General features: G+C 69.3%; 22 protein-coding genes. 17 read left to right on the top strand and 5 right to left on the bottom strand.

Translation table 11 applies throughout. The features are described 5' to 3' along the window. The first annotated feature begins 12 nt into the window (after positions 1-12). From dop to NF4_RS06325, 12 genes are all read left to right on the top strand, one after another. Positions 13-1512, top strand: a complete 1500-nt coding sequence (dop, locus tag NF4_RS06380; protein WP_063126348.1) for a depupylase/deamidase Dop — start codon at positions 13-15, stop codon at positions 1510-1512. Positions 1513-1677: 165 nt separating this feature from the next. Then, entirely contained in the window at positions 1678-1872 is a 195-nt protein-coding gene (locus tag NF4_RS06375; RefSeq protein ID WP_030521323.1) for a ubiquitin-like protein Pup, read from the top strand. Further along, positions 1869-2741: a proteasome subunit beta gene (gene prcB, locus NF4_RS06370; protein ID WP_063126347.1), complete on the top strand. Its 873-nt coding sequence runs from the start codon at positions 1869-1871 to the stop codon at positions 2739-2741. The genes NF4_RS06375 and prcB overlap by 4 nt, the downstream gene beginning before the upstream one ends. Then, positions 2738-3490: a proteasome subunit alpha gene (gene prcA / locus NF4_RS06365; RefSeq protein ID WP_063126346.1), complete on the top strand. Its 753-nt coding sequence runs from the start codon at positions 2738-2740 to the stop codon at positions 3488-3490. The genes prcB and prcA overlap by 4 nt, the downstream gene beginning before the upstream one ends. Before the next feature lie 339 nt (positions 3491-3829). Next, complete coding sequence (gene pafA, locus NF4_RS06360; protein ID WP_198165236.1) at positions 3830-5188, top strand: Pup--protein ligase; 1359 nt, start codon at positions 3830-3832, stop codon at positions 5186-5188. Positions 5189-5348: 160 nt separating this feature from the next. Then, complete coding sequence (locus NF4_RS06355) at positions 5349-6038, top strand: hypothetical protein (RefSeq protein WP_063126344.1); 690 nt, start codon at positions 5349-5351, stop codon at positions 6036-6038. A 119-nt stretch (positions 6039-6157) separates the two neighbouring features. Beyond that, positions 6158-7153, top strand: coding sequence for a helix-turn-helix transcriptional regulator (locus NF4_RS06350; protein WP_157120029.1), 996 nt, complete (start codon positions 6158-6160; stop codon positions 7151-7153). Then, a complete protein-coding gene (locus tag NF4_RS06345; RefSeq protein WP_063126343.1) occupies positions 7150-8133 on the top strand; it encodes a helix-turn-helix transcriptional regulator in 984 nt (327 codons plus the stop codon). Before NF4_RS06350 ends, NF4_RS06345 begins: the two co-directional genes overlap by 4 nt. 157 nt (positions 8134-8290) lie before the next feature. After that, positions 8291-8545, top strand: a complete 255-nt coding sequence (gene tatA / locus NF4_RS06340) for a Sec-independent protein translocase subunit TatA (RefSeq protein ID WP_063126342.1) — start codon at positions 8291-8293, stop codon at positions 8543-8545. Between the two features lie 166 nt (positions 8546-8711). Then, a complete protein-coding gene (tatC, locus tag NF4_RS06335; protein ID WP_063126341.1) occupies positions 8712-9680 on the top strand; it encodes a twin-arginine translocase subunit TatC in 969 nt (322 codons plus the stop codon). Positions 9681-9749: 69 nt separating this feature from the next. Further along, positions 9750-12449, top strand: a complete 2700-nt coding sequence (locus NF4_RS06330) for a DEAD/DEAH box helicase (protein ID WP_063126340.1) — start codon at positions 9750-9752, stop codon at positions 12447-12449. Positions 12450-12526: 77 nt separating this feature from the next. Beyond that, the gene (locus NF4_RS06325; RefSeq protein WP_063126395.1) at positions 12527-13291 is read left to right on the top strand and encodes a DUF4333 domain-containing protein; all 765 of its coding nucleotides are present in this window, start codon (positions 12527-12529) and stop codon (positions 13289-13291) included. Between the two features lie 63 nt (positions 13292-13354). Here the strand turns inward: NF4_RS06325 and NF4_RS06320 are convergent, their stop codons facing one another. Beyond that, positions 13355-14323 carry a 5'-3' exonuclease gene (locus NF4_RS06320; RefSeq protein ID WP_063126339.1) on the bottom strand — a complete coding sequence of 323 codons (969 nt, stop codon included), beginning with the start codon at positions 14321-14323 and terminating at the stop codon, positions 13355-13357. Positions 14324-14394: 71 nt separating this feature from the next. Between NF4_RS06320 and NF4_RS06315 the strand changes: the two genes are divergently transcribed. Continuing rightward, entirely contained in the window at positions 14395-15534 is a 1140-nt protein-coding gene (locus tag NF4_RS06315) for a M24 family metallopeptidase (RefSeq protein ID WP_063126338.1), read from the top strand. A gap of 12 nt (positions 15535-15546) precedes the next feature. Here the strand turns inward: NF4_RS06315 and NF4_RS06310 are convergent, their stop codons facing one another. After that, positions 15547-15951, bottom strand: a complete 405-nt coding sequence (locus NF4_RS06310; RefSeq protein WP_063126337.1) for a pyridoxamine 5'-phosphate oxidase family protein — start codon at positions 15949-15951, stop codon at positions 15547-15549. Between the two features lie 84 nt (positions 15952-16035). Here NF4_RS06310 and dprE2 point away from each other — a divergent pair, with 84 nt between their 5' ends. Genes dprE2 through NF4_RS06290 form a run of 4 tightly spaced genes read left to right on the top strand, consistent with a single transcriptional unit; the run spans position 16036 to position 19553 of the window. After that, the gene (dprE2, locus tag NF4_RS06305; RefSeq protein ID WP_063126336.1) at positions 16036-16800 is read left to right on the top strand and encodes a decaprenylphospho-beta-D-erythro-pentofuranosid-2-ulose 2-reductase; all 765 of its coding nucleotides are present in this window, start codon (positions 16036-16038) and stop codon (positions 16798-16800) included. Next, positions 16797-18101: a bifunctional cobalt-precorrin-7 (C(5))-methyltransferase/cobalt-precorrin-6B (C(15))-methyltransferase gene (locus NF4_RS06300; RefSeq protein ID WP_063126335.1), complete on the top strand. Its 1305-nt coding sequence runs from the start codon at positions 16797-16799 to the stop codon at positions 18099-18101. Before dprE2 ends, NF4_RS06300 begins: the two co-directional genes overlap by 4 nt. A 58-nt stretch (positions 18102-18159) precedes the next feature. Beyond that, entirely contained in the window at positions 18160-18783 is a 624-nt protein-coding gene (locus tag NF4_RS39075; RefSeq protein WP_063126334.1) for a DUF8020 domain-containing protein, read from the top strand. After that, complete coding sequence (locus tag NF4_RS06290; RefSeq protein ID WP_063126394.1) at positions 18780-19553, top strand: cobalt-precorrin-6A reductase; 774 nt, start codon at positions 18780-18782, stop codon at positions 19551-19553. Before NF4_RS39075 ends, NF4_RS06290 begins: the two co-directional genes overlap by 4 nt. Before the next feature lie 71 nt (positions 19554-19624). On the opposite strand, the gene NF4_RS06285 is transcribed toward NF4_RS06290, so the two are convergent. From NF4_RS06285 to NF4_RS06275, 3 genes are all read right to left on the bottom strand, one after another. Further along, on the bottom strand, positions 19625-20080 hold the full coding sequence (locus NF4_RS06285) for a PadR family transcriptional regulator (RefSeq protein ID WP_084532905.1): 456 nt from the start codon (positions 20078-20080) through the stop codon (positions 19625-19627). Positions 20081-20208: 128 nt separating this feature from the next. Beyond that, on the bottom strand, positions 20209-21783 hold the full coding sequence (locus NF4_RS06280; RefSeq protein ID WP_063126333.1) for a precorrin-2 C(20)-methyltransferase: 1575 nt from the start codon (positions 21781-21783) through the stop codon (positions 20209-20211). Further along, positions 21780-22415, bottom strand: a complete 636-nt coding sequence (locus NF4_RS06275) for a precorrin-8X methylmutase (RefSeq protein WP_063126332.1) — start codon at positions 22413-22415, stop codon at positions 21780-21782. Before NF4_RS06275 ends, NF4_RS06280 begins: the two co-directional genes overlap by 4 nt. Positions 22416-22420: the final 5 nt, after the last annotated feature.

The following is a 22420-nucleotide window of genomic DNA, read 5'->3' as shown; positions in this document are numbered from 1 at the left end:
ACGCTCGAACTCATGCAGCGCATCATCGGTATCGAGGTCGAATACGGAATCTCCACCCCCACCGAGCCGTCGGCCAACCCGATCCTCACCTCTACCCAGGCGGTTCTGGCATACGCCGCGGCCGAGGGGGTGCCGCGTGCCAAGCGCACCCGATGGGACTACGAGGTCGAGTCGCCACTGCGCGATGCCCGCGGCTTCGATCTCAGCCGGATGAACGGTCCGGCGCCGGTGATCGACGCCGACGAGGTCGGCGCGGCGAACATGATCCTCACCAACGGCGCCCGCCTCTACGTCGACCACGCGCATCCGGAGTATTCCGCGCCGGAGGTCACCGATCCGCTGGACGCGGTGATCTGGGACAAGGCCGGTGAACGGGTGATGGAGGCGGCCGCCCGGCACGCGTCCAGCGTTCCCGGCGCACCCCGGATGCAGCTGTACAAGAACAATGTCGACGGTAAGGGCGCCTCCTACGGCACCCACGAGAACTATCTGATGAGCCGCGAAACCCCGTTCAACGCGGTGATTCTCGGGCTCACACCGTTCTTCGCCTCGCGGCAGGTGATCTGCGGGTCCGGCCGGGTCGGGCTCGGGCAGTCCGGCGACAACGCGGGGTACCAGCTCTCTCAGCGCTCGGACTACATCGAGGTCGAGGTGGGGCTGGAGACCACGCTCAAACGGGGCATCATCAACACCCGCGACGAACCGCACGCCGACGCCGACAAGTATCGCCGGCTACACGTCATCATCGGGGACGCCAATCTGGCCGAGATGTCGACCTATCTGAAGGTAGGCACCACCGCGCTGGTGCTGGACCTGATCGAATCCGGCGCCGATCTGTCCGATCTGCAATTGGCCCGCCCGGTCACCGCGGTCCACACCATCAGCCACGACCCCACTCTCCGCGCCACGGTCGCCCTGGCCGACGGCCGGGAACTCACCGGCCTGGCGATCCAGCGGCTCTACCACGAACGGGTCGCGAAGTTCGTCGAGGAGCAGGGCGACGACGACGAGCGGGTGCGCGATGTGCTCGACAACTGGTCGATGGTGCTGGACCTGCTGGAACGCGATCCGATGGAATGCGCCGACCTGCTGGACTGGCCCGCCAAGCTGCGCCTGCTCGAAGGGATGCGCAGCCGCGAGGGCCTGGGCTGGGCGGCGCCGAAACTGCATCTGATGGATCTGCAGTACTCGGATGTGCGCTTGGACAAGGGCCTGTACAACCGGCTGGTGGCCCGCGGGTCGATGAAACGGCTCGTCAGCGAACAACAGGTGCTCGACGCCATGACCGAACCGCCCACCGATACCCGGGCGTACTTCCGCGGGGAATGCCTGCGCCGGTTCGGCGCCGATATCGCCGCCGCGAGCTGGGACTCGGTGATCTTCGACCTGGGCGGCGATTCGCTCGTCCGTATTCCCACCCTGGAGCCCCGCCGCGGCACCAAAGCGCATGTCGGAAAGCTCCTCGACGGGGTAGATACCGCCGCTGACCTGGTGCGACAGCTCACCACCTGAGTGTTCGCCGGAAATGCTCCGGGAGCTCGCGGCCACCGGGGTGGGACGTAATCCGACTACGTGTCGTCCCGGCTGGGTAGTGTTGAAGAACGAGCACAGGGGTGCTCACGATTCGTCCGGTACGCGAGCGCGGCCGGTCGGTGGAAACAGAGGAGGTCGGCTGCGATGGCACAAGAGCAGACCAAACGCGCCGGGGGCGGCGACGATGACGAAGGCGTCGACGGCGTAGACGCCGCGGGTCAGGAGCGGCGCGAGAAGCTGGCGGAGGACACCGACGACCTGCTCGACGAGATCGACGATGTGCTCGAAGAGAACGCCGAAGACTTCGTTCGTGCCTACGTGCAGAAAGGTGGCCAGTGACCGCAGGTGACCCCTTGCGTCTCCAACTGGGGTACGCCCTCTCATCCTTTTCCGAACATCTGCGTCAACACGCCCCGGATCTCCTGCCGGGTAGCGGATTCGACGCCCTGAGCCAGCCCACCGCCGCCGGAAATCCCGGCGGCGGTGCCGCGGGGGATATCGCACCGCACGGCACCACCGTGGTGGCGGTGTCCTATCGCGGCGGTGTCCTGATCGCCGGTGACCGGCGCTCCACCCAGGGCAATCTGCTGGCGGGTCGTGATGTGGAGAAGGTCCATATCACCGATACCTACTCGGCGACCGGTATTGCCGGGACCGTGGGCATGGCCATCGAACTGGTCCGCCTGTTCGCGGTGGAACTCGAGCACTACGAGAAGATCGAAGGCGTTTCCCTCACCTTCGACGGCAAGGCCAACAAACTGTCGAAGATGGTGCGTGACAACCTGCCGGCCGCCCTGCAGGGCCTGGCGGTGGTGCCGCTGCTGGTCGGTTACGACCAGCAGGCCACCGATCCGGACCGGGCCGGGCGCATCGTCTCCTACGACGTGGTGGGCGGGCGCAGCGAGGAGCGGTTCGGGTTCACCGCCGTCGGCTCCGGCTCCATGTTCGCGCGGACCTCGCTGAAGAAGCTGTACTCCAAGGGGATCGACGTCGACCGCGCGCTGCGTATCGCGGTCGAGGCCCTGGTGGATGCCTCCGACGACGATACCGCCACCGGCGGGCCGGATCTGCTGCGCGGGATCTACCCGACCGCGATCGTGATCGATGACGACGGCGCCGTCGAGGTGGCCGAAGCCCGGCTCGAGGAGATCGCGCGCGGTATCGCCGCCGACCGTCAGGCCGCAGAGGAAGGGAGCGCCCGGGCATGACCCTGCCGCTGTATGCGTCCGCCGAGCAGATCATGCGCGACAAGACCGAGCTCGCGCGCAAAGGTATCGCCCGGGGCCGCAGTGTCGTGGTGCTCGCCTACGACAAAGGTGTGGTGTTCGTGGCGGAGAATCCGTCGGCGACCCTGCACAAGGTCAGCGAACTCTACGACCGGACCGGTTTCGCCGCCGTCGGCAAGTACAACGAATTCGAGAATCTGCGCCGGGGCGGCATCCTGCAAGCCGATCTGCGTGGCTACCAGTACGATCGTCGCGATGTCACCGGCCGGGCGCTGGCCAATGCCTATGCGCAGGCACTGGGCTCGATCTTCACCGATCAGCTCAAACCCTACGAGGTGGAGATCTGCGTCGCCGAGGTCGGTTATCCGGAGCAGGAGCCCGAGTCGGTCCTCTACCGGATCACGTTCGACGGGTCGATCGTCGACGAGCGCGAGTACGTGGTGATGGGCGGAACCACCGAACCCATCGTCAGCGCGCTGAAAGAGTCCTACCGGCCGGGCCTGGATCTGGCCGCGGCGCTGCGCACGGCGGTCTCGGCGCTGCAGTCCAGCGAAGGCGCGGACAAGGACAAGCGGTCCCTCGGGTTCGGTTCGCTGGAGGTCGCGACCCTGGAGCAGGCGCGCCCGCGGCGGGCCTTCCGCCGGATCGGCCGCACCGCCCTCGAAGAGCTGCTGGGCTCGACCGGTGATTCCGGCTCCGACGCGCCGGACACCGGAGGGAACCCCGACTGAGGCGTTCGGTCGGAATCGCGGCAGAGTACACGGGTCGCGCACCGGATAACGGTGCGCGACCCGTCTCTGTATCCGGGATCGGCCGGCTGCGGCTCGGCGACAGTGCTCGCGGCAACGCCGTCGGCCTGCCCGGCCCCCGGGCGAATGTCTTCTCGACGCCCCTGTGCACGGACCTTTCGTCGACTCCGGATGGTCGCCTTCGTGGCCGGGTCAACAGGACCCCGGCCCGCCCCGGCGAACAAGCACAGAACGATCGCCGACCCAATCGTTGCCAAGCCGTATACATCGGGTTTTCCGCACTGACCCGCAGGAATCTCTCCGCGCTGTAACCTCGATAGTGTGCAGCGACGAATTATGGGGATCGAGACCGAATTCGGTGTGACGTGCACCTTTCACGGACACCGCCGGCTCAGCCCCGACGAGGTGGCCCGGTATCTGTTCCGCCGGGTCGTTTCCTGGGGGCGCAGCTCCAATGTGTTCCTGCGAAACGGTGCCCGGCTCTACCTCGACGTCGGTTCGCATCCGGAGTACGCCACCGCCGAATGCGACAGCCTGGTCCAGCTGGTCACTCATGACCGGGCCGGGGAGCGAGTACTGGAGGAGCTGCTCATCGACGCCGAGCAGCGCCTCGCGGAGGAGGGTATCGGCGGGGACATCTACCTGTTCAAGAACAACACCGATTCGGCGGGCAACTCCTACGGCTGCCACGAGAACTTCCTGGTGGTACGGGCCGGCGAGTTTTCCCGGATCTCCGACGTGCTGCTGCCGTTCCTGGTGACCCGGCAGTTGATCTGCGGGGCCGGCAAGGTGCTGCAGACGCCGAAGGCGGCCACGTTCTGCCTGTCGCAGCGGGCCGAGCACATCTGGGAGGGCGTCTCCTCGGCGACCACCCGCTCGCGTCCGATCATCAACACCCGGGACGAGCCGCATGCCGACGCCGAGAAGTACCGGCGTCTGCACGTGATCGTGGGCGATTCCAATATGGCCGAGACCACCACCATGCTCAAGGTCGGCACCGCCGCCCTGGTGCTGGAGATGATCGAGGCCGGGGTGTCGTTCCGCGATTTCGCGCTGGACAATCCCATCCGGGCCATCCGCGAGGTCAGCCACGACCTCACCGGCCGCCGTCCGGTGCGGCTGGCGGGCGGCCGGCAGGCCAGTGCTCTGGACATCCAGCGCGAGTACTACACCCGCGCCGTGGAGCATCTGCGCAACCGGGACCGTGATCCGCAGGTCGATCAGGTGGTCGATCTGTGGGGCCGCACCCTGGACGCGGTGGAGTCGCAGGATTTCGCCAAGGTCGACACCGAGATCGACTGGGTGATCAAGCGCAAGCTGTTCCAGCGCTACCAGGACCGCTACAGCATGGAGCTGTCCGATCCCAAGATCGCCCAGCTGGACCTGGCCTACCACGACATCAAACGGGGCCGCGGCGTCTTCGACCTGCTGCAGCGCAAGGGTCTGGCCAAGCGGATCACCGAGGACGACGCGGTCGACGCCGCCGTCGACACCCCACCGCAGACCACCCGGGCGAAACTGCGCGGTGATTTCATCACCGCCGCCCAGGCGGCCGGCCGGGACTTCACGGTCGACTGGGTCCACCTCAAGTTGAATGATCAAGCCCAGCGTACGGTGCTGTGCAAGGACCCGTTCCGCTCGGTGGACGAACGGGTGGATCGCCTGATCGCATCGATGTAGATCGTCGTCCCCGGCGCCGATCGGACCTCGGTCCGGTCGGCGCCGGGGTCGTCTTGCGCCGATCCCGCCGAACTCGCACCGCGCTGGTATGCCTACGGGATCGGTCGCGTGAGTTCTCGTACACCGGAGCGTGTCGGTGCTCGACGCTACCGTGCGCCCTATGGATCTTCGGACGAGTTGGATCGGTACCGATCTCGGCCCCTATCGCCTGTGCGACGGCACCTACGACCACTACGCGGTCGAGCAGCTCCCGGCATTGCCCGATCGCATTTTCGACGGAACGTTCGGTTGGCTGGTACCGGACGAGGTCCGTGCGAGCGTCGGCGCCGATTCGCTACCGAAAGCGTTGCGGGGCCAGGTCCCGGCCGTTTTCGCCACCTTCTTCGACCGACCCGAGCTGCAACAGGCCATCCCGTCGTGCACCGACTGCTATTGGGACGTGAGTGAGGCGACCATCCCCGGTCCGTTCGGTAACGGCGACCGCCTCGTCCGGTTTCTCGCCGATTCACAGGACTGTGTTCTGTGGTACCTGCACATGCTGTCCGACGGAACCCACCAGGTCGTCGCCGCCGGTGAACGGTACTGCGACGAGGGACCTGTACCGTCCGTCGCACACCTGAACTCCGTGCTGATCCTGGTGGCCGATGATTTCGAGCGGTTCCTGTACCGGTTCTGGGTCGAGAACACCGCGTGGTTCGAAGTCGTCCACGACGAGCTGGACGAGGTCGACTTCTCCCCGGCGGTTCGCGACTACCTGGCCGATCGGCCGAAAGTCTGGTCGACCGCAGACCAGGAGACCTATCGCGTTCCCGCCGAACTCGTCACCGACGAGCACAACGCCGAGGTCTAGGCGACGTCCGAGGACCCGCCGTACCTTCCGTCCGCTCCGGATGCTCTCTCCTCAGGGGTCGGGGTCACGAAGGCCCCGACCGGCGGCGCCGCAAATAGACACTGCATTATCCTGCTCGGGTGGCGATATCCAAGGTCGAGCGCCTGATGAATCTGGTCATCGCGCTGCTGTCGACTCGGCAGTTCCTGACTGCGGAGCGTATCCGCGAGAGCGTCGCGGGCTATGAGGACTGTGCCAGCGACGAGGCGTTCAGCCGGATGTTCGAGCGGGACAAGAACGAGCTCCGGGATCTGGGCATACCGCTCGAGGTGGGCCCGTCCGGTCGTTTTTCGACGGTGGAGGGTTACCGGATCAACCGGGACGCCTATGAGCTGCCGGATATCGATCTGACCAGCGAGGAGTCTGCGGCGGTGGCGGTGGCTCTGCAGATGTGGGAGTCGCCGGAGCTGGCGGCGGCCGCGGCGGGGGCGCTGCTGAAATTGCGGGCGGGGGGTGTGCACGTGGAGACCGATACCGCGTTCGCGGCCATTCCGGCGGTACCGGCGCGCACGCGCGGGTCCGAGCCGGTGCTGGGAAAGTTGCTCGCGGCGATCGATGCCGGGCAGGCGGTGCGATTCGAGCATCGCGGTGCCAGTAACGCGCCGTTTCTGATGCGGGACGTCGAGCCGTGGGGGGTGGTGACCTGGCGGGGGCGCTGGTACCTGGTGGGGCACGATCGCGATCGGGATGCGGTGCGGACTTTCCGGCTGTCAAGGATCGGGGAGGAGATCACCGCGTACGGGCCGCGTAACGCCGTGCATCCCCCCGCCGGGACGGATCTGCGGGAGATCGTGACCAGGGTGACCGGTAGTGCGCCGGTCACCGGGTCGGCGACCATCTGGGTGGCGCAGGGCCGGGGCCGGGACCTGCGCCGGATCGGCGAGGTGGTGGGGAGCCGGACCGTCGGTGGCCGGCCGGGCAGTGTCCTCGAGGTGCCGATCCGATCGCAGCAATGGCTGGCCCGGTTGATCACCGGGTTGGGCGCCGATGCACTGGTGCTCGAACCGGCGGAGTTGCGGGCCGATGTGGTGGCGCGGTTGCGTTCGGTGATCGACCGGACGGAGGTGGCGTTGTGAGCACGCGGTTGTCGGCGCGCCTGTCGCGGCTGTTGAACATGGTTCCGTATTTCGTGGCCAATCCGGGAATCAGTGCGGCCGAGGCCGCGGCCGATCTGGGGGTCACGACCAAGCAGTTGATGGCCGATCTGAATCAGCTGTGGATGTGCGGGCTGCCCGGCTACGGTCCCGGTGACCTGATCGATCTGTCCTTTTCGGAGGAGAGTGTGCAGGTCACGTTTACCGCGGGGATCGAGCGGCCGTTGCGGCTGACCTCGATCGAGGCGACGGCGGTGCTGGTGGCGCTGCGGTCGATCGTCGATCTGCCGGGCATGGTGGACCCGACCGCCGCGCATTCGGCCATCGCCAAACTCGAAGCGGCGATCTCCGGCGCGGTGCCGGCCGAGGACACGGAGGCCCTTCCGGTCGGCGAATTGCCCGCCGAGGCGCCGGCGGTGACCACGGTGCGGTCCGCGGTGGCGGCGCGCCGGGCGCTGCGGCTGGAGTACTACTCGGCCAGCCGCGATGTGGTGTCGGACCGGGTGGTCGATCCCATTCGGATCGTCGCCGTCGACGACAACAGCTATCTGCAGGCATGGTGCCGGGAGGCCGAGGGGGTGCGACTGTTCCGGTTCGACCGCATCGAATCGGCGGCCGAACTCGACGAACCGGCCCGCCCGCCGCGGGAGGCGCGCGATACGGAGGCGGGGCTGGATCTGTTCCAGGACGATCCCGCGGTCCCGTTGGCGCGACTGCGGATCACCGCCGATCACAGCTGGGTGCTGGACCAGTATCCGATGCACCGGGTGGCGGTGCACGCCGACGGGAGTATCGAGGCGACCATGCGTTTCGCCACACTGGACTGGATGGCGCGATTGGCGCTCGGGTTCGGATCCGGGGTGACCGTGCTGGGCCCGCCCGATCTGGTGGCAGCGGTCCGGGACCGCTCCGATGCCGCCCTGGCGGCGTATGCGGCCGCGGGACTCGGCGAGCCCGCCTGACAACCGGCGGACACTCCGCGCGCCCGCGACCACCCGAGGCGCTGGTGAACAGTGCGCCACCGGCGTGTGACGTGCGGGCATCTGCCCCAGGTTGGGTTCGATGCCGCCGTTGGGCCAGGTAGCATCGGAAAGACCACAGTCTTGGGAGGTAACCACAATGGGCAGTCTGAGCATCTGGCACTGGCTGATCATCGCGGCGCTGTTCGTGATGTTCTTCGGCGCGAAGCGGATGCCCGACGCGGCCCGCAGTCTCGGCCGGTCGCTGCGTATCTTCAAGAGCGAAGTGAGCGAGATGCACAATGACGGCAAGCCCGCGGGCACCGCGACCGCGCAGCCCGCTCCGGAACTGCCGGCCGGCCGGGAGGCGGCGCCGCCGGCGACGGAGACGCGGAGCGAGTCGAAAACGCTCTGAGCCCGTATCCCCGGTTCCGGGCACACCCGGACCCCGATACGACGCTGTCGACCCGGCGCTGCCGGCCGGGCCCTGACCGAATACCGGGCGGAGTATCGCCGGGGCACCGGGCAGCGCCGCAGGCCGAGCGGAGCGAGGCACGCTGATACGAGGGCATCCACACACCATGCGAATTCCGTTCGACCCCCGGCACAGCAAGCGCCGGACCAATCCCGACGGCACCATGTCCCTGGTCGACCATCTGCGGGAGTTGCGCACCCGGCTGTTGATCTCGCTGGCGGCCGTGCTGGTCACCACCATCGTGGGTTTCCTGTGGTACGCGCATTCGTTCTTCGGGCTGGAGAGCCTCGGCGAGATCCTGCGCGGTCCGTACTGTTCGCTCCCCGATTCGGCGCGTGCCTCGCTGTCGCCCGACGGCGAGTGCCGCCTGCTGGCCACGGCACCGTTCGAGCAGTTCATGCTCCGGTTGAAGGTCGGCCTGACCGCCGGCGTCGTGCTGGCCTGCCCGGTCTGGCTGTATCAGGCGTGGGCGTTCATCACACCGGGTCTGTATCCGAAGGAACGCAGATACGCGGTCGGTTTCGTGGTGACCGGCTCGTTCCTGTTCGTCGGTGGCGCGGTGCTGGCCTACTGGGTCATCTCGCACGCGCTGAGTTTCCTGCTCAGTATCGGCGACAATGTGCAGATCACCGCGCTGAGCGGTTCCCAGTACTTCAGTTTCATCATCCAGTTGCTGATCATCTTCGGCGTCAGTTTCGAAACCCCGCTGCTGGTCGTCGGTCTCAACCTGATCGGGGTACTGCCGTACGAGAAGTTGAAGGCCTGGCGGCGCGGCATCATCTTCGGCCTGTTCGTGTTCGCGGCGATCGTCACCCCGCAGGACCCGTTCTCCATGCTGGCACTGGCGCTCGCGCTGACCGTGCTGTTCGAGTTCGCGGTGCAGTTCGCCCGGTTCAACGACCGGCGCCGGGCCCGGATCGAGGCGCACCGGCTGGGCTCCCTCGACGATGAGGAGGCCTCGCGGATCGAGGCGCCGACCTCGGTCGATCCGGCCACGCCCATCCCGTCGGCCGATACGGTGCCCGCCCCGGAGCGGACCGGTCGCCCGACCACGGACTATTCGGACACACTCTGACCGCTGCGGGCTCCGTCCCGGAAATTATCGGCGCGACCGGTGTCGGATTCCTCGATTAGTCTCGGAGCCGTGACACCGAACGCGTCGCTGACCGCCGAACTGTCCCGGTTCGCCGTCCAGCTGACATTCGAGCTGGACCCCTTCCAGCGCCAGGCCTGTACCGCCCTCGAGGAGGGACACGGGGTACTCGTCTGCGCGCCCACCGGCGCCGGGAAGACCGTCGTCGGCGAATTCGCCGTGCATCTGGCCTTGGCGTCGGGCGGGAAATGTTTCTACACCACGCCCATCAAGGCGCTGTCGAACCAGAAGTTCGCCGATCTCACCGAGCGGTACGGCCGGGACCAGGTGGGTCTGCTCACCGGCGATCAGTCGATCAATTCCGACGCCCCGGTCGTGGTGATGACGACCGAGGTGCTCCGGAACATGATCTACGCCTCGTCCGACGCGTTGCGCTCCCTGTCCCATGTGGTGATGGACGAGGTGCACTACCTGGCCGACCGCTTCCGCGGCGCGGTCTGGGAAGAGGTGATCCTGCATCTGCCCCCGGAAGTGCGGTTGGTGAGCCTGTCGGCCACGGTGTCCAATGCCGAGGAGTTCGGCGCCTGGATGGAAACCGTGCGCGGTAACACCGCGGTGGTGGTGGACGAGACCCGGCCGGTGCCGCTGTGGCAGCACGTGATGGTCGGGCGCCGCATGTTCGACCTGTTCGACAGCGAATCCTCCGACCAGCGGGTACTGGTCGATTCGGATCTGGTTCGCTACATCAAACAGCGGGAGAGCGCCGACCGGATGGAAGGGTGGGGTGGTCCGCGGGGGCGGGGCGGCCCCCGGCGGTTCTTCCGGCCGCTGCCCCGGCCCGAGGTACTGGCCCGGCTCGACGAAGAGGGCCTGCTCCCCGCGATCACCTTCATCTTCAGCCGGGCCGGATGTGACGGGGCGCTGGCCCAGTGCCTGCGCTCCGGGCTGGATCTGGGTGGCGCGGCGGATCCGGAGGTGGTCGACGCGATCATCGACAAGCACACCGGCGAACTGCCGCGGGCCGATCTCGAGGTGCTCGGATACTGGGAGTGGCGGGAGGCGCTGCACCGCGGCCTGGCCGCCCATCACGCCGGGATGCTGCCCGCGTTCCGGCACACCGTCGAGGAACTGTTCGTGAAAGGCCTCGTCCGAGCGGTATTCGCCACCGAGACGCTGGCACTGGGGATCAATATGCCCGCGCGCACCGTGGTGCTCGAGCGGCTGGTCAAGTTCAACGGGGAGACCCACGCCGAACTGACCCCGGGTGAATACACCCAGCTCACCGGGCGGGCCGGCCGGCGCGGTATCGACGTGGAGGGCCACGCGGTCGTGCTGTGGCAGCCCGAGGTCGATACCAGCGCGGTCGCCGGTCTGGCCTCCACCCGCACCTATCCGCTGCGCAGTTCCTTCAAGCCCGGCTACAACATGTCGATCAACCTGATCGACCGGCTGGGCGCCGACGAAGCGCGGCTGCTGCTCGAGCGTTCCTTCGCCCAGTTCCAGGCCGACCGGTCGGTGGTCGGCCTGGTCCGCGGTATCGAACGCAACGAGAGCCAGTTGCGTAAACTCGCCGCCCAGCTCGGCGGCGAGGACGGGGACTTCCTGGAGTACTTCGGCCTGCGGGAACGTATCAAACAGCGCGAACGACAGCTCAACCAGCAGACCCGCACCGACCGGCGGACCGCCGGTGTCGCCGCCCTGACCGAACTGCGCCGCGGTGATGTGGTCGCCATCGGCGCCGGTCGCCGGGCGGGCCTGGCCGTGATCCTGGAACCCGACGCCACCCCCGGTGATCCGCGCCCGCTGGTGCTCACCGAGGACAAATGGGCGGGCCGGGTCTCGGTCGCCGATTTCCCGGTGCCCGCCCAGCCGCTGGGCCGGATGCGACTGCCGCGCCGGGTGGACCATCGCACCGCGCGGACCCGCCGCGATCTCGCCTCGGCGCTGCGCAGCACCGGGATCAGCGCACCGCACCGCCCCCGCCGGGACAAACGGGCCGCGGGCGCCGACGATGCCGAACTGGGCGCCCTGCGCCGGGCGCTGCGGGCGCATCCCGCCCACAGCCGGCCGGATCGGGAGCAGCTGGCCCGGGTCGGGGAGCGCTACAACCGGGTGGCGCGGGAAACCGAGTCGATGCGGCAGAAGGTCGCGACGACCACCAATTCGCTGGCCCGTACCTTCGACCGGATCGTCGGGCTGCTGGAGGAACGCGGTTTCGTACACCAGGGGGAGGTCACCGCGGACGGGCGGCGGCTGGCCCGTATCTACGCGGAAAGCGATCTGCTCGTGGCCGAATGTCTGCGGCAGGGGCTGTGGCGCGGTTTGGGCCCGGCCGAACTGGCGGCCGTGGTGTCGATTCTGGTGTACGAATCGCGTTCGGAGGGGGGATATCTCGGCGCCACCGGACCGACCGCGCCGATCCGCCGCGCCGTCGCCGACACCATCGCCGAGTGGTCACGGTTGCGCAACGACGAGTCCGAGCACCGGCTGGCCCCCAGCCGCGAACCGGACCTCGGGTTCGTGGGCGGTATCTACAAATGGGCACGAGGTGACGCACTGGTGGATTCGCTGCTGGCCAGCGGCGATCAGGGCACACCGCTGTCGGCCGGGGATTTCGTGCGCTGGTGCCGGCAGGTGATCGATCTGCTCGATCAGATCCACACCACCGCAGACGATACCGAGGTCGCGGCCACCGCGGCCAAGGCCGTCCGGGCGATCCGGCGTGGTGTCGTCGCGGTGGACGCAGCGTGAGACCATCGATTGTGATTTGATTTCAACCGCACGCGGGGGGCTACCGTGTGTTGGACAATGCGAGTGGAGGCAACCAGATGAGCGGGCCGTACGGACCGAACGACGCCCCGGGCACCGGGGAGGGACGTAACGATCCCACCCAGGTCTGGGGTGGGCAGCAGCCGCCCGGCGCGGCGCCGCAGTGGGGGAACCAGCCGCCCGCGCAGCCTTCGGTACCCGACCCGCAGCAGGCGCAGCCCACCCAGCAGTGGGGCGGCGATCAGGGTGGTCAGCAGTGGCAGCCCGCCCCGCCGTCGCAGCAGCAGTGGAGCCAGCCGCAACCGCAACCGCAGCAGCCCCAGCCGCAGCAGTGGAACGATCCCAATCAGCAGCAGTGGGGGCAGCAGCCCCAGCAGCAGTGGGGCGACCCGAATCAGCAGCAGCCGCAGTGGAGTGACCCGAATCAGCAGCAGTGGGGGCAGCAGCCGCAGCAGCAGTGGGGGCAGCCGAATCAGCAGCAGTGGGCCGGTCAGCAGCAGCCGTCGGGCGGTGGTAAGAAAACCGGACTCATCATCGGGGTGGCGGTGCTGGCGGTGGTGCTCGTCGTCGGCGCGGTCGTCGGCATCCTGACCCTTACTGCCAAGGACCAGCTGGATCAGGCCGCCGTGCAGACGGGCGTGGCGAAAGTCCTCGCGGATTCCTACGGAATCGACGACGTCAAGGATGTCCAGTGCCCCGCGGGCCAAGAGGTCGCGGTGGACGCCACGTTCACCTGCGATCTGAAGGTCGGTGGCGAGGCCAAGAAGGTCAATATCAAGATCACCAAGGACGACGGCACCTACGAAGTCGGCCGCCCGAGCTGATCTTCTCGCCGGACGAACCCGCCGGACGCTGCCCTCCGGCGGGTTTTCGCTGTCGCGGCCCGGTCAGGCGCAGTTCGCCAGCGCGGTGATCAACCGCTCGACCGGACTCTCCGCGTTGTAGGCGCGGGCGAGTTCCCGCAGCGCGTCGGTATCGGCCGGCATGGGGTGCAAGGTGTCGGGCCGGGACAGGATCACATCGGCGTCACGCACCACCCGCACCACCGGCGCCGCCGCGTCCAGATAGTCGGCGGCCGTGCGCAATTTGGTCCGGATACCCTGGGCCAGGTCGGCCGCGGGATCGTCGACCGCCGCCCGCAGCGCCTCGAGCGACCCGAACCTGCTGATCAGGGTGGCGGCGGTCTTCTCGCCGATCCCCGCGGCGCCCGGGAGCCCGTCCGACGAATCCCCGCGCAGCGTCGCCATATCCGCGTAGGCCGGGCCCGCGTTCCGCTCCGGGACGCCGTATTTCGCCGCGACCTCCACCGGCCCGAACAATTCGGCCTTGGCCAGCCCGCGGCCCGCGTACAGCACCCGTACCGGCGGTTCGGGGGTATCGCGGACCAGTTGCAGCAGATCCCGGTCGCCGCTGACCACGATCACCGGGTCGGTGAGCTCGGTGGAGGCCAGGGTGCCCAGGACATCGTCTGCTTCCAGGCCCTCCGCGCCGCCCGTGGCGATACCGGCGGCGGCCAGCACCTCGAGGATCATGTCGACCTGCGGAGTCAGCCGGTCCGGTACCTCCTCGGCGCCCGGTGCGGCCGTGGCGGAGGTATCGAGACGATGGGCCTTGTAGGTGGGTACCAGATCCACTCTGAACTTCGGCCGCCAGTCCAGGTCCAGGCACACCACGAGCCGGGCGGGGCGATGCCTGGTGACGAGGGAGGCGACCATATCGGTGAACCCGCGCAGGGCGTTCACCGACCGGCCGTCGGACGCGGTGATCTTGTCCGGGATCGCGTAGAAGGCCCGGAACCACAGACTCGCGCCGTCCAGCAGCAGCAGGGGACGCGGCGTGGATTCGGTCGTAGTCACCCGGTGAATCTACAAGGACCCACCGACGTATCCGATGTGCCGCCCCCCGGGTGCGAGGTAGGTTCGAGGTCATGAGCGCGCACACGGAGTCACGGTTCGCGGCGGAGGTCTACGGGCAGCGAGTGGAGCGGGCGGTCCAGTTGATCCGCGACGCCCATCTCGACGCCCTGCTCATCACCCCCGGCCCGGACCTGCGGTACCTCATCGGATCGGCGGCCCAGTCGTTCGAACGGCTGACCTGTCTGGTGATCACCTCCGACAAGGCCACACCCTCGGTGGTGATCCCGAAACTGGAGGTGGCGGGACTGCAGGAGTCCGCGGTCGACGAACTCGGCCTGCGGGTCCTGGACTGGGTGGACGGGGTGGATCCGTATCAGCTGGTCCGGTCGGCGCTGCACATCGGCTCCCGCGTCGCGGTGGCCGATTCCATGCCCGCGCTGCATCTACTGCCGCTGGCACACAGTTTCAGCGGGCTTCCGGTCTCGGCGACCCCGGTACTGCGCGAATTGCGCATGATCAAGGACGACGCCGAGATCGCGGCGCTGCGCCGGGCGGGCGCGGCCATCGACCGGGTGCACGCCCGGATGGGGGAGTTCCTGCGGGTCGGGCGGACCGAAGCCGAGGTCGGCAAGGACATCAGCGACGCCATCGTGGCCGAGGGCCATACCGAGGCCGCCTTCGTGATCGTGGGCAGCGGGCCCAACGGCGCCAACCCGCACCACGAGGTGTCGGAGCGGCGGATCGAGGCCGGTGACGTGGTGGTGATCGATATCGGCGGCCCGGTGGAGCCCGGTTACTACTCCGATTCCACCCGGACCTATGTGCTGGGCGAACCCGATCCGGAGATCGCCGCGCGCTGCGCCGAACTGGAACGCGCCCAGGCCGCCGCCGTGGCCGCCGTGCGGCCCGGTGTCCGCGCCGAAGCCGTGGACGCGGCCGCCCGCGAACCGCTGGAAGCCGCCGGGTTCGGACCCGCGTTCGTCCACCGGACCGGGCACGGTATCGGCCTGTCGGTGCACGAGGAGCCCTATATCGTCGCGGGCAACGATCTGGAACTGCGGCCGGGAATGGCGTTCAGTATCGAACCGGGGATCTACTTCCCGGGCGAATGGGGTGCCCGGATCGAGGACATCGTCGTCGTCACCGAGGACGGCTGTGTGGCGATGAACGAGCGCCCGCACGGACTGACCGTCCTGCCGGCCGACAGATAGCCGGCCCGGCGTTCAGGCCTCGCGCAACCGGACCCCGCACAGCACCCGCTGGACCTCGATGGCCAGCACCACCCGGGTCGGGTTCTCCCGCGGCACCCGGTAGCGCTCGGCGTAGCGCCGTTCGGCTTCGCGGACCGCGGCCGGATCGTCGAGGACGACCGCCGGACCCTCCAGGGTCAGCCAGCGCGCACCATCCACCTGGCCGACGGCGGCATAACCCGATCGGCGCACATTACGGGCCTTCACCGAAGCGCCGTCGGTGATGATCCGGGCCAGCCCGGCGTCGGGGTCCCAGGTGAAGCCCACCGGCACCATGTGCGGGGTGCCGTCGGCCCGCAGAGTCGTGAGGGTCGCCAGATGCCGTTCGGTGAGGAACTCGACGGCCGCCGGGGACAATTCGGCAGTACGCAGCGTCATGGATCGACCGTAGCGGGTCGCCGCGCGCCCCCGGCACGTCTCCCGGTTCCGCACACCGCCGCGTGCGGATGACAGACTGAGCGCATGGTTGTGCGTCGAACACGAGGGATCGACCCGGGCACGGTGCTGGTGCTGGGTGGACGCAGTGAGATCGGTCTGCAGGTGGCGCTGCGGCTCGCGCCCGGGCGGGCGGTGGTACTGGCCGCCCGGCGCTGTGAGGATCTGGACGCCGAGACCGCGGCGCTCACCGCCGCCGGCGCGACCGCGGTGCATCCGGTGGAGTTCGACGCCGACGACACCGCGAGCCATCCCGCCCTGCTCGGCAAGATCGCCGCCGACTACGGGCCGATCGGGGTCGCGGTATTGGCCTTCGGGGTACTGGGCGATCAGTCCCGCGCCGAGGCCGACCCCGCCCACGCGCTGGCGGTGGTGCACACCGACTACACCGCCCAGATCAGTGTGCTGACCGTCCTGGCCAACGAGATGCGGGCCCGCGGCAGCGGTCAGCTGGTCGTGTTCGGTTCGGTGGCCGGGGTCCGGGTGCGGCGTGCGAACTATGTCTACGGATCCGCCAAAGCGGGCTTGGACGGATTCGCCTCCGGCCTGGCCGACGCGCTGCACGGGAGCGGGGTGCAGTTGTTGCTGGCGCGGCCGGGCTTCGTGGTGGGCAAGATGACCGAGGGAATGAGCCCGGCGCCGTTCTCCAGCACGCCGGACCAGGTCGCCGCCGCGGTGGTGACCGCGCTGAGCCGCCGCTCGGCGCGCGTGTGGATTCCGGGAATCCTGCGCCCGGTGTTCTTCGGGATGCGCCTGCTGCCGCAGGCCGTCTGGCGGCGGCTGCCCCGGTGACCGCCGACCCCGCGCTCTCCTGGGCGGGGCCCCCGATTCCGGTGGTGGGTATCGGCGCCGACGGCTGGGCGGGGCTACCCGACCGGTCCCGGCAGGCCCTGCGCGACTGCGCGGTGCTGTTCGGTTCGGCGCGCCAGCTGGCGTTGCTCCCCGCCGAGGTGAGCGCGCGGCGGGAACCGTGGCCGGCACCGCTGGTCCCCGCGCTGCCCGGGCTGCTGGCCGAGCATCGGGAAACCCGGCTCGGGGTTCTCGCCAGCGGCGATCCCATGTTCTACGGGATCGGTGTCACCCTCGCCCGGCTGCTCGGGCCCGGCGCGCTGCGGGTGTTTCCGCAACCGTCGGCGGTCTCGCTGGCGTGTGCCCGGCTGGGCTGGCCGGTGGCCGAGGTGGGGATCGTCAGCACGGTCGGCCGGCCGCTGGAGCGGTTGCTGCCCGAACTGGCCCACGGGCGGCGGCTCCTCGTACTCAGCGCCGACGCCGGTACCCCGGCGCGGATCGCGGAGTTGCTGCGGTGCAACGGGTTCGGCCCCTCCGCGCTGACCGTGCTGGAGCAGCTGGGCGGGCCCGCCGAACGCCTGGTGTCCGGGACCGCCGCCACCTGGCGGGAGCCCGCGGGCGACCCTCTCAATATCGTCGCCGTCACCGCGGCGGGCGAACCCGGGCGCCCCCGCCTCACCCGGCTGCCCGGCCTGCCCGACGACGCCTACGGCGGGGACGGGCAGCTCACCAAGACCGAGATCCGGGCGCTCACCCTGGCGGCGCTGGCTCCCGCACCTGGGGAGACGCTGTGGGATATCGGTGGCGGTTCGGGCAGTATCGCCATCGAATGGTGCCGTACCGATCCCGCCTGCCGGGCGGTCACGTTCGAGATCCTGGCGCGGCGCCGGGCGCAGATCGCCGCCAATGCCGTCGCGCTCGGCGTACCCGGTATCGAGGTGCGCGGCGAGGCGGTGGCCGAACTCGCCGGGGATGCGGTGGCCGGCGATCCCGACGCGATCTTCCTCGGTGGCGGACTCACCACGCCCGCGCTGTTCGAGCACTGCTGGTCTCGATTGCCCGCCGGCGGGCGGCTGGTGGCGAACGCGGTCACCGCGGAATCGGAGGCGCTGCTGCTGGACTGGTCCGCCGCGCACGGCGGCGGTCTGCGCCGCTTCCAGGTCTACCGCGGGGAACCGCTGGGGCGTTTCACCACATGGCGGCCCCAGTTGCCGGTGACCCAATGGTCGGTGGTGAAGGGTGCTGGGCCGGCGGGACTTCCCGTATGTGACAACACGAATGGACGAATAGGGCATCGGGAGTAAGGTCACGGGGGTTCCTAGCGCGGGTCACGCGGATTCGCGCGTGACGGGGAGATCGATAGTGAAATACAAGAAGTTCGCCGCGACCGCGATCATGGCGGCAGCGGCCACCGGTATCGCCGCGGGCACGGGCTACGCGGCGCCCGCTCCGACGGCGCCCGCTGTCGAGCAGCAGCAGAACGCGGTTCCGGAGGTCACCGGTCACGATCGCGGCGTGGACTACACCCTGGCGTTGGCCGAAGCCGGAAAGTCGCTGGTCACCACGGTTTCCGGCGGTGCGTTCAGTCTCGACGCCGCCAACGACGCGGTGGTGCTGAGCAACGCCGCCGGGGAGCGGCTGACCAGTATCCCGCTCACCCAGGCCACCAATGGCCAGGTGGTCGCGGTCGCCGCCACCATCGACGAGGGCAACAGCCGGCTGACGCTGACCCCGCGGGCCACTCCGGTCGCGGGCGCGCCGTCACAGGCGCAGTTCATCGGTGCCCAGCAATGGTTCATGAGCGAACTGCAGCGGGCATCGCTGGGTGCGGCCGTGGGCGCCGCCATCGGCGCGGGTATCGGCTTCCTGTTCCTCGGTGTCGGCCTCATTCCGGGCGCCATCATCGGCGCGGGTATCGGCCTCGCGGTCGCCGGCGGTCCGCCGCTGCTGGATTCGGCCATCGCCTACTTCAGCGGCCAACCCTGAGAATTCTGCTGCTGGGCGGCACCGGGGAAGCCCGGGAACTCGCCCGGCTGCTCACCGGCGAGCGAGAACACGAGATCGTGTCCTCGCTCGCCGGTCGGGTTTCCGAGCCGATCCGGCCCGCGGGCGAAGTGCGGATCGGCGGATTCGGCGGTGCCGACGGGCTGCGCGAATGGCTGGCGGACAACCGGATGGATCTCGTCGTCGACGCCACCCATCCCTTCGCCGAGATGATCACCGCCAATGCCGCGCGGGCCACCGCGCGACTCGGACTGCCCATGATCCGGTTGAGCCGTCCGGGCTGGGCCGCCGGCCCCGGCGATCGCTGGTACCGGGTCCCTGATCTGGTCGCCGCCGCGGACACCGCCGCCGGACTGGGGGACCGGATACTGCTCACCATCGGCCGTCAGGGGGTGGCGGCCTTCGCTGACCATACCCGGCCCTGGTATCTGATCCGGGCCATCGACCCGCCCGCGGGTGAACTTCCCCCGCGGCACGAAATTCTCTTGGCCCGAGGGCCTTTCACGGTCGCCGAGGAATCGGAACTGCTGACCCGGCACCGAATCGATGTCGTGGTCACCAAGGACAGCGGGGGTGCGGCGACCGCCGCGAAGCTCACCGCCGCGCGCGCCGCCGGCATTCCGGTGGTGGTCGTGGACCGGCCGCCCGTGCCCGCCGGGGTCACCGTAGTGGCCACGGTCGAGCAAGTACGAGAGGTGCTGTCCGAGTGGTCCGCGGAAGATACCGGCGGGCGGGCGGGCCGAAAGGACTGAGCGATATGGGGTCGTGCCGACAGGCGATTCCGGAACCGGCCGAATCGCCCGACGTAATCGGTACTGCGCGTTCAGGAACCGAGCAGTTCGGGTAGTCGGTCGAACCAGTCCAGGACCGCGCGCTCGTATCCGATACCGAATTCCAGCGTCGCCCGGGTGTGCGGGGACAGATCCGGGCCCGCTTCCTCGGCGCGGTAGCGGTCCAGTCGTTCCTGATGGACCTTGCGGGCGTTGTCGATGATCGAGGCCAGATGCGCCGGTTCGAGGTGACCGCCGAAATGCAGGGTGAGCAGCAGCGGGAACCGGATGGTCTCCGGGCTCGGGTCGCGCGCGATCCACTCGGCGAATTCGGCGCGGCCGGCGTCGGTGATGCGGTACGGAGTGCGTTCGCGGGCACCGGTCTCGCCCTTGACGACCAGGCCCGCCGAGTCCATGGTGGCGAGTTCCCGGTAGACCTGGCTTTGCGTGATGGTCCAGAAATCGCCGATGCGGTCCTGGGCCAGCGTCACCAGATCCCAGCCCGACATCGGCCCCTCGTGCAGAAAACCCAGAAGTGAGGCGGCCGTGGAGTTCAGCGGCCGTTTCTGTTTGCCGTTCACCACGTATCCTTCCACCGTCGCTATTCCATAGTGGAATGCTATCGGATGGGTTCGGCTCAGGCGTTGTAGCGCCGCGCGGTGTAGACCCGCGGTGCGCCGGCGCCGTCGACGACCGTGGTGGTGGAGGCGCCGATGATCAGCAGGGTCCGCATATCGACCTCGGCGGGTTCCAGTTCGCCCAGTGCCAGCACCCGCACCGATTCGCCAGGGCCGCCCACATCGCGGCCGAGCACCACCGGGGTGTCCGGTGCGCGGTGCGCCAGCAGGATGTCCTTCATCGCGCCCACCTGCCAGGTGCGTTTACTCGAGGCCGGGTTGTAGACGGCAATGGCCATATCGGCCGCGGCCACCGCCGCCAGGCGCCGGGCCACCACGTCCCACGGTTTGAGGCGGTCGGAGAGGGAGATCGTGGCGTAGTCGTGTCCGAGCGGGGCGCCGACGCGGCTGGCCACCGCGTTCGCCGCCGTCATCCCGGGCAGCACCCGCACCGGCACCCCCGCCCACTGCGGGTCCGCGGATTCCTCCAGGACGGCCGCGGCCATCGCGAAAACGCCCGGATCGCCCGAGGAGACCACGGCGACCCGCCCGCCGCGGCGGGCGAGGTCCAGGGCCATGGCGGCGCGTTCGGATTCGACCCGGTTGTCGCTGCTGTGCCGCCGCTGACCGGGGCGGGCCGGGACGCGGTCGATATAGGTGGTGTAGCCGACGAGGTCGGTTGCGGCGGCGAGCGCGGCGGAGACCTCCGGGGTGGTCCAGCGCGTATCACCCGGGCCCAGGCCGACGACCACCACCTCGCCGGCGCCCGGGAGACCACTCGGCGCGGCGATCTCGGCCGCCGGGGTGCTCGCCGCGCGGGCCACCGGTTCGGCGGCGGCCGGATCCGGGCGGGCGGGGACCGGGGTGGTCGGTTCGGGGCCCGGGACGATGGTGATCGCGAAATACGGCACCTGGGCGTCGTCCACTTCTCCGGCGGGAAGCACCCGTTCGCGTCCGGTGCTGGCCCGTTCGACGTAGTAGGCGCGGTCGAGGCGGCCGGAGTCGGCGAGCGCTTTGCGGACGGCCGGGTAGGTGCGGCCGAGTTTCATGATCGCGGCGGCCTCGCTGTCGGCGAGGCGGCGGGTCAGTTCGTCGGCGGGCAGGGTCGCGGGCAGTACCGTCAGTACCTGTTCCCCCTCCACCAGGGGAGTGGCCAGGGCCGCCGACGCGGCACTCACCGAGGTGATCCCGGGGACGATCTCCGCCTCGAACCGGTCGGCCAGCCGCCGATGCATATGCATATAGGAGCTGTAGAACAGCGGGTCCCCCGCGGCCAGCAGCGCCACCGACCGGCCCGCCGCCAGATGCGCGGCCAGCCGTTCGGCCGCCGCGGCGTAGAACTCGTCGATCGCGCCCTGGTAACCGCCGGGATGATCGGTGGTCTCGGTGGTGACCGGGTAGATCAGGTGTTCCTCGAGCTGGCCCGGCCGCATGTACGGTTCGGCGATACCGCGCGAGATACTGCGGCCGTGCCGGGCACTGTGGAACGCGATCACATCGGCCTCGGCGATCACCCGGGCCGCCTTGACCGTCACCAGGTCCGGATCGCCCGGGCCCAGCCCGACCCCCCACAGCTTTCCCGTAGCCACCGTCATTCCACTTCGCTCGCAATCGCATTCAGGGCGGACGCGGTGATGGCGCTTCCGCCGCGCCGCCCGCGCACCGTCAGATACTCCACGCCCGTGCTCGCGGCGAGCGCGTCCTTCGATTCGGCCGCGCCGACGAAGCCCACCGGGATCCCGAGCACGGCGGCCGGTTTCGGTGCGCCCGCGGCGATCATGTCCAGCAGGTGGAACAGCGCGGTCGGCGCATTGCCGATGGCCACCACCGCGCCGTCGAGCCGCTCCCGCCACAATTCCAGCGCCGCCGCCGACCGGGTGGTCCCGAGTTCGGCCGCCAGCTCCGGCACCCGGGGGTCCCGCAGCAGGCACAGCACCTCGTTGTCCGCGGGCAGCCGGGTCCGGGTGACTCCCGAGGCGACCATGTTCGCATCGCACAGAATCGGCGCGCCGGCGCGCAGTGCGGCGCGTGCCGCGGCCACCACCCCCGGGGTGAACACCACGTCCCCGGCCAGGTCGACCTGGCCGCAGCCGTGGATCATGCGCACGACGACCTGCGCGATATCGGCCGGGAACCGGTCCAGCTCGGCCTCGGCTCGGATGATCGCGAACGACCGGCGGTAGATCTCGGCCGCGTCGGTGACGTAGCTGGTGCGCGTGTCGGACATGCGGA

Source organism: Nocardia fusca NBRC 14340, assembly GCF_001618425.1.
GTDB lineage: Bacteria > Actinomycetota > Actinomycetes > Mycobacteriales > Mycobacteriaceae > Nocardia > Nocardia fusca.
This window is presented reverse-complemented; position numbering and strand designations above follow the sequence as displayed.

What these genes read in the sequence shown, in the direction of transcription:
- dop (WP_063126348.1), top strand. Translation starts at nt 13, where the DNA reads ATGCAGCGCATCATCGGTATCGAGGTCGAATACGGAATCTCCACCCCC.
- NF4_RS06375 (WP_030521323.1), top strand. Translation starts at nt 1,678, where the DNA reads ATGGCACAAGAGCAGACCAAACGCGCCGGGGGCGGCGACGATGACGAA.
- prcA (WP_063126346.1), top strand. Translation starts at nt 2,738, where the DNA reads ATGACCCTGCCGCTGTATGCGTCCGCCGAGCAGATCATGCGCGACAAG.
- NF4_RS06355 (WP_063126344.1), top strand. Translation starts at nt 5,349, where the DNA reads ATGGATCTTCGGACGAGTTGGATCGGTACCGATCTCGGCCCCTATCGC.
- tatA (WP_063126342.1), top strand. Translation starts at nt 8,291, where the DNA reads ATGGGCAGTCTGAGCATCTGGCACTGGCTGATCATCGCGGCGCTGTTC.
- tatC (WP_063126341.1), top strand. Translation starts at nt 8,712, where the DNA reads ATGCGAATTCCGTTCGACCCCCGGCACAGCAAGCGCCGGACCAATCCC.
- NF4_RS06325 (WP_063126395.1), top strand. Translation starts at nt 12,527, where the DNA reads ATGAGCGGGCCGTACGGACCGAACGACGCCCCGGGCACCGGGGAGGGA.
- NF4_RS06315 (WP_063126338.1), top strand. Translation starts at nt 14,395, where the DNA reads ATGAGCGCGCACACGGAGTCACGGTTCGCGGCGGAGGTCTACGGGCAG.
- NF4_RS06310 (WP_063126337.1), bottom strand. Translation starts at nt 15,951, where the DNA reads ATGACGCTGCGTACTGCCGAATTGTCCCCGGCGGCCGTCGAGTTCCTC.
- dprE2 (WP_063126336.1), top strand. Translation starts at nt 16,036, where the DNA reads ATGGTTGTGCGTCGAACACGAGGGATCGACCCGGGCACGGTGCTGGTG.
- NF4_RS06285 (WP_084532905.1), bottom strand. Translation starts at nt 20,080, where the DNA reads ATGTCGGGCTGGGATCTGGTGACGCTGGCCCAGGACCGCATCGGCGAT.
- NF4_RS06280 (WP_063126333.1), bottom strand. Translation starts at nt 21,783, where the DNA reads ATGACGGTGGCTACGGGAAAGCTGTGGGGGGTCGGGCTGGGCCCGGGC.
- NF4_RS06275 (WP_063126332.1), bottom strand. Translation starts at nt 22,415, where the DNA reads ATGTCCGACACGCGCACCAGCTACGTCACCGACGCGGCCGAGATCTAC.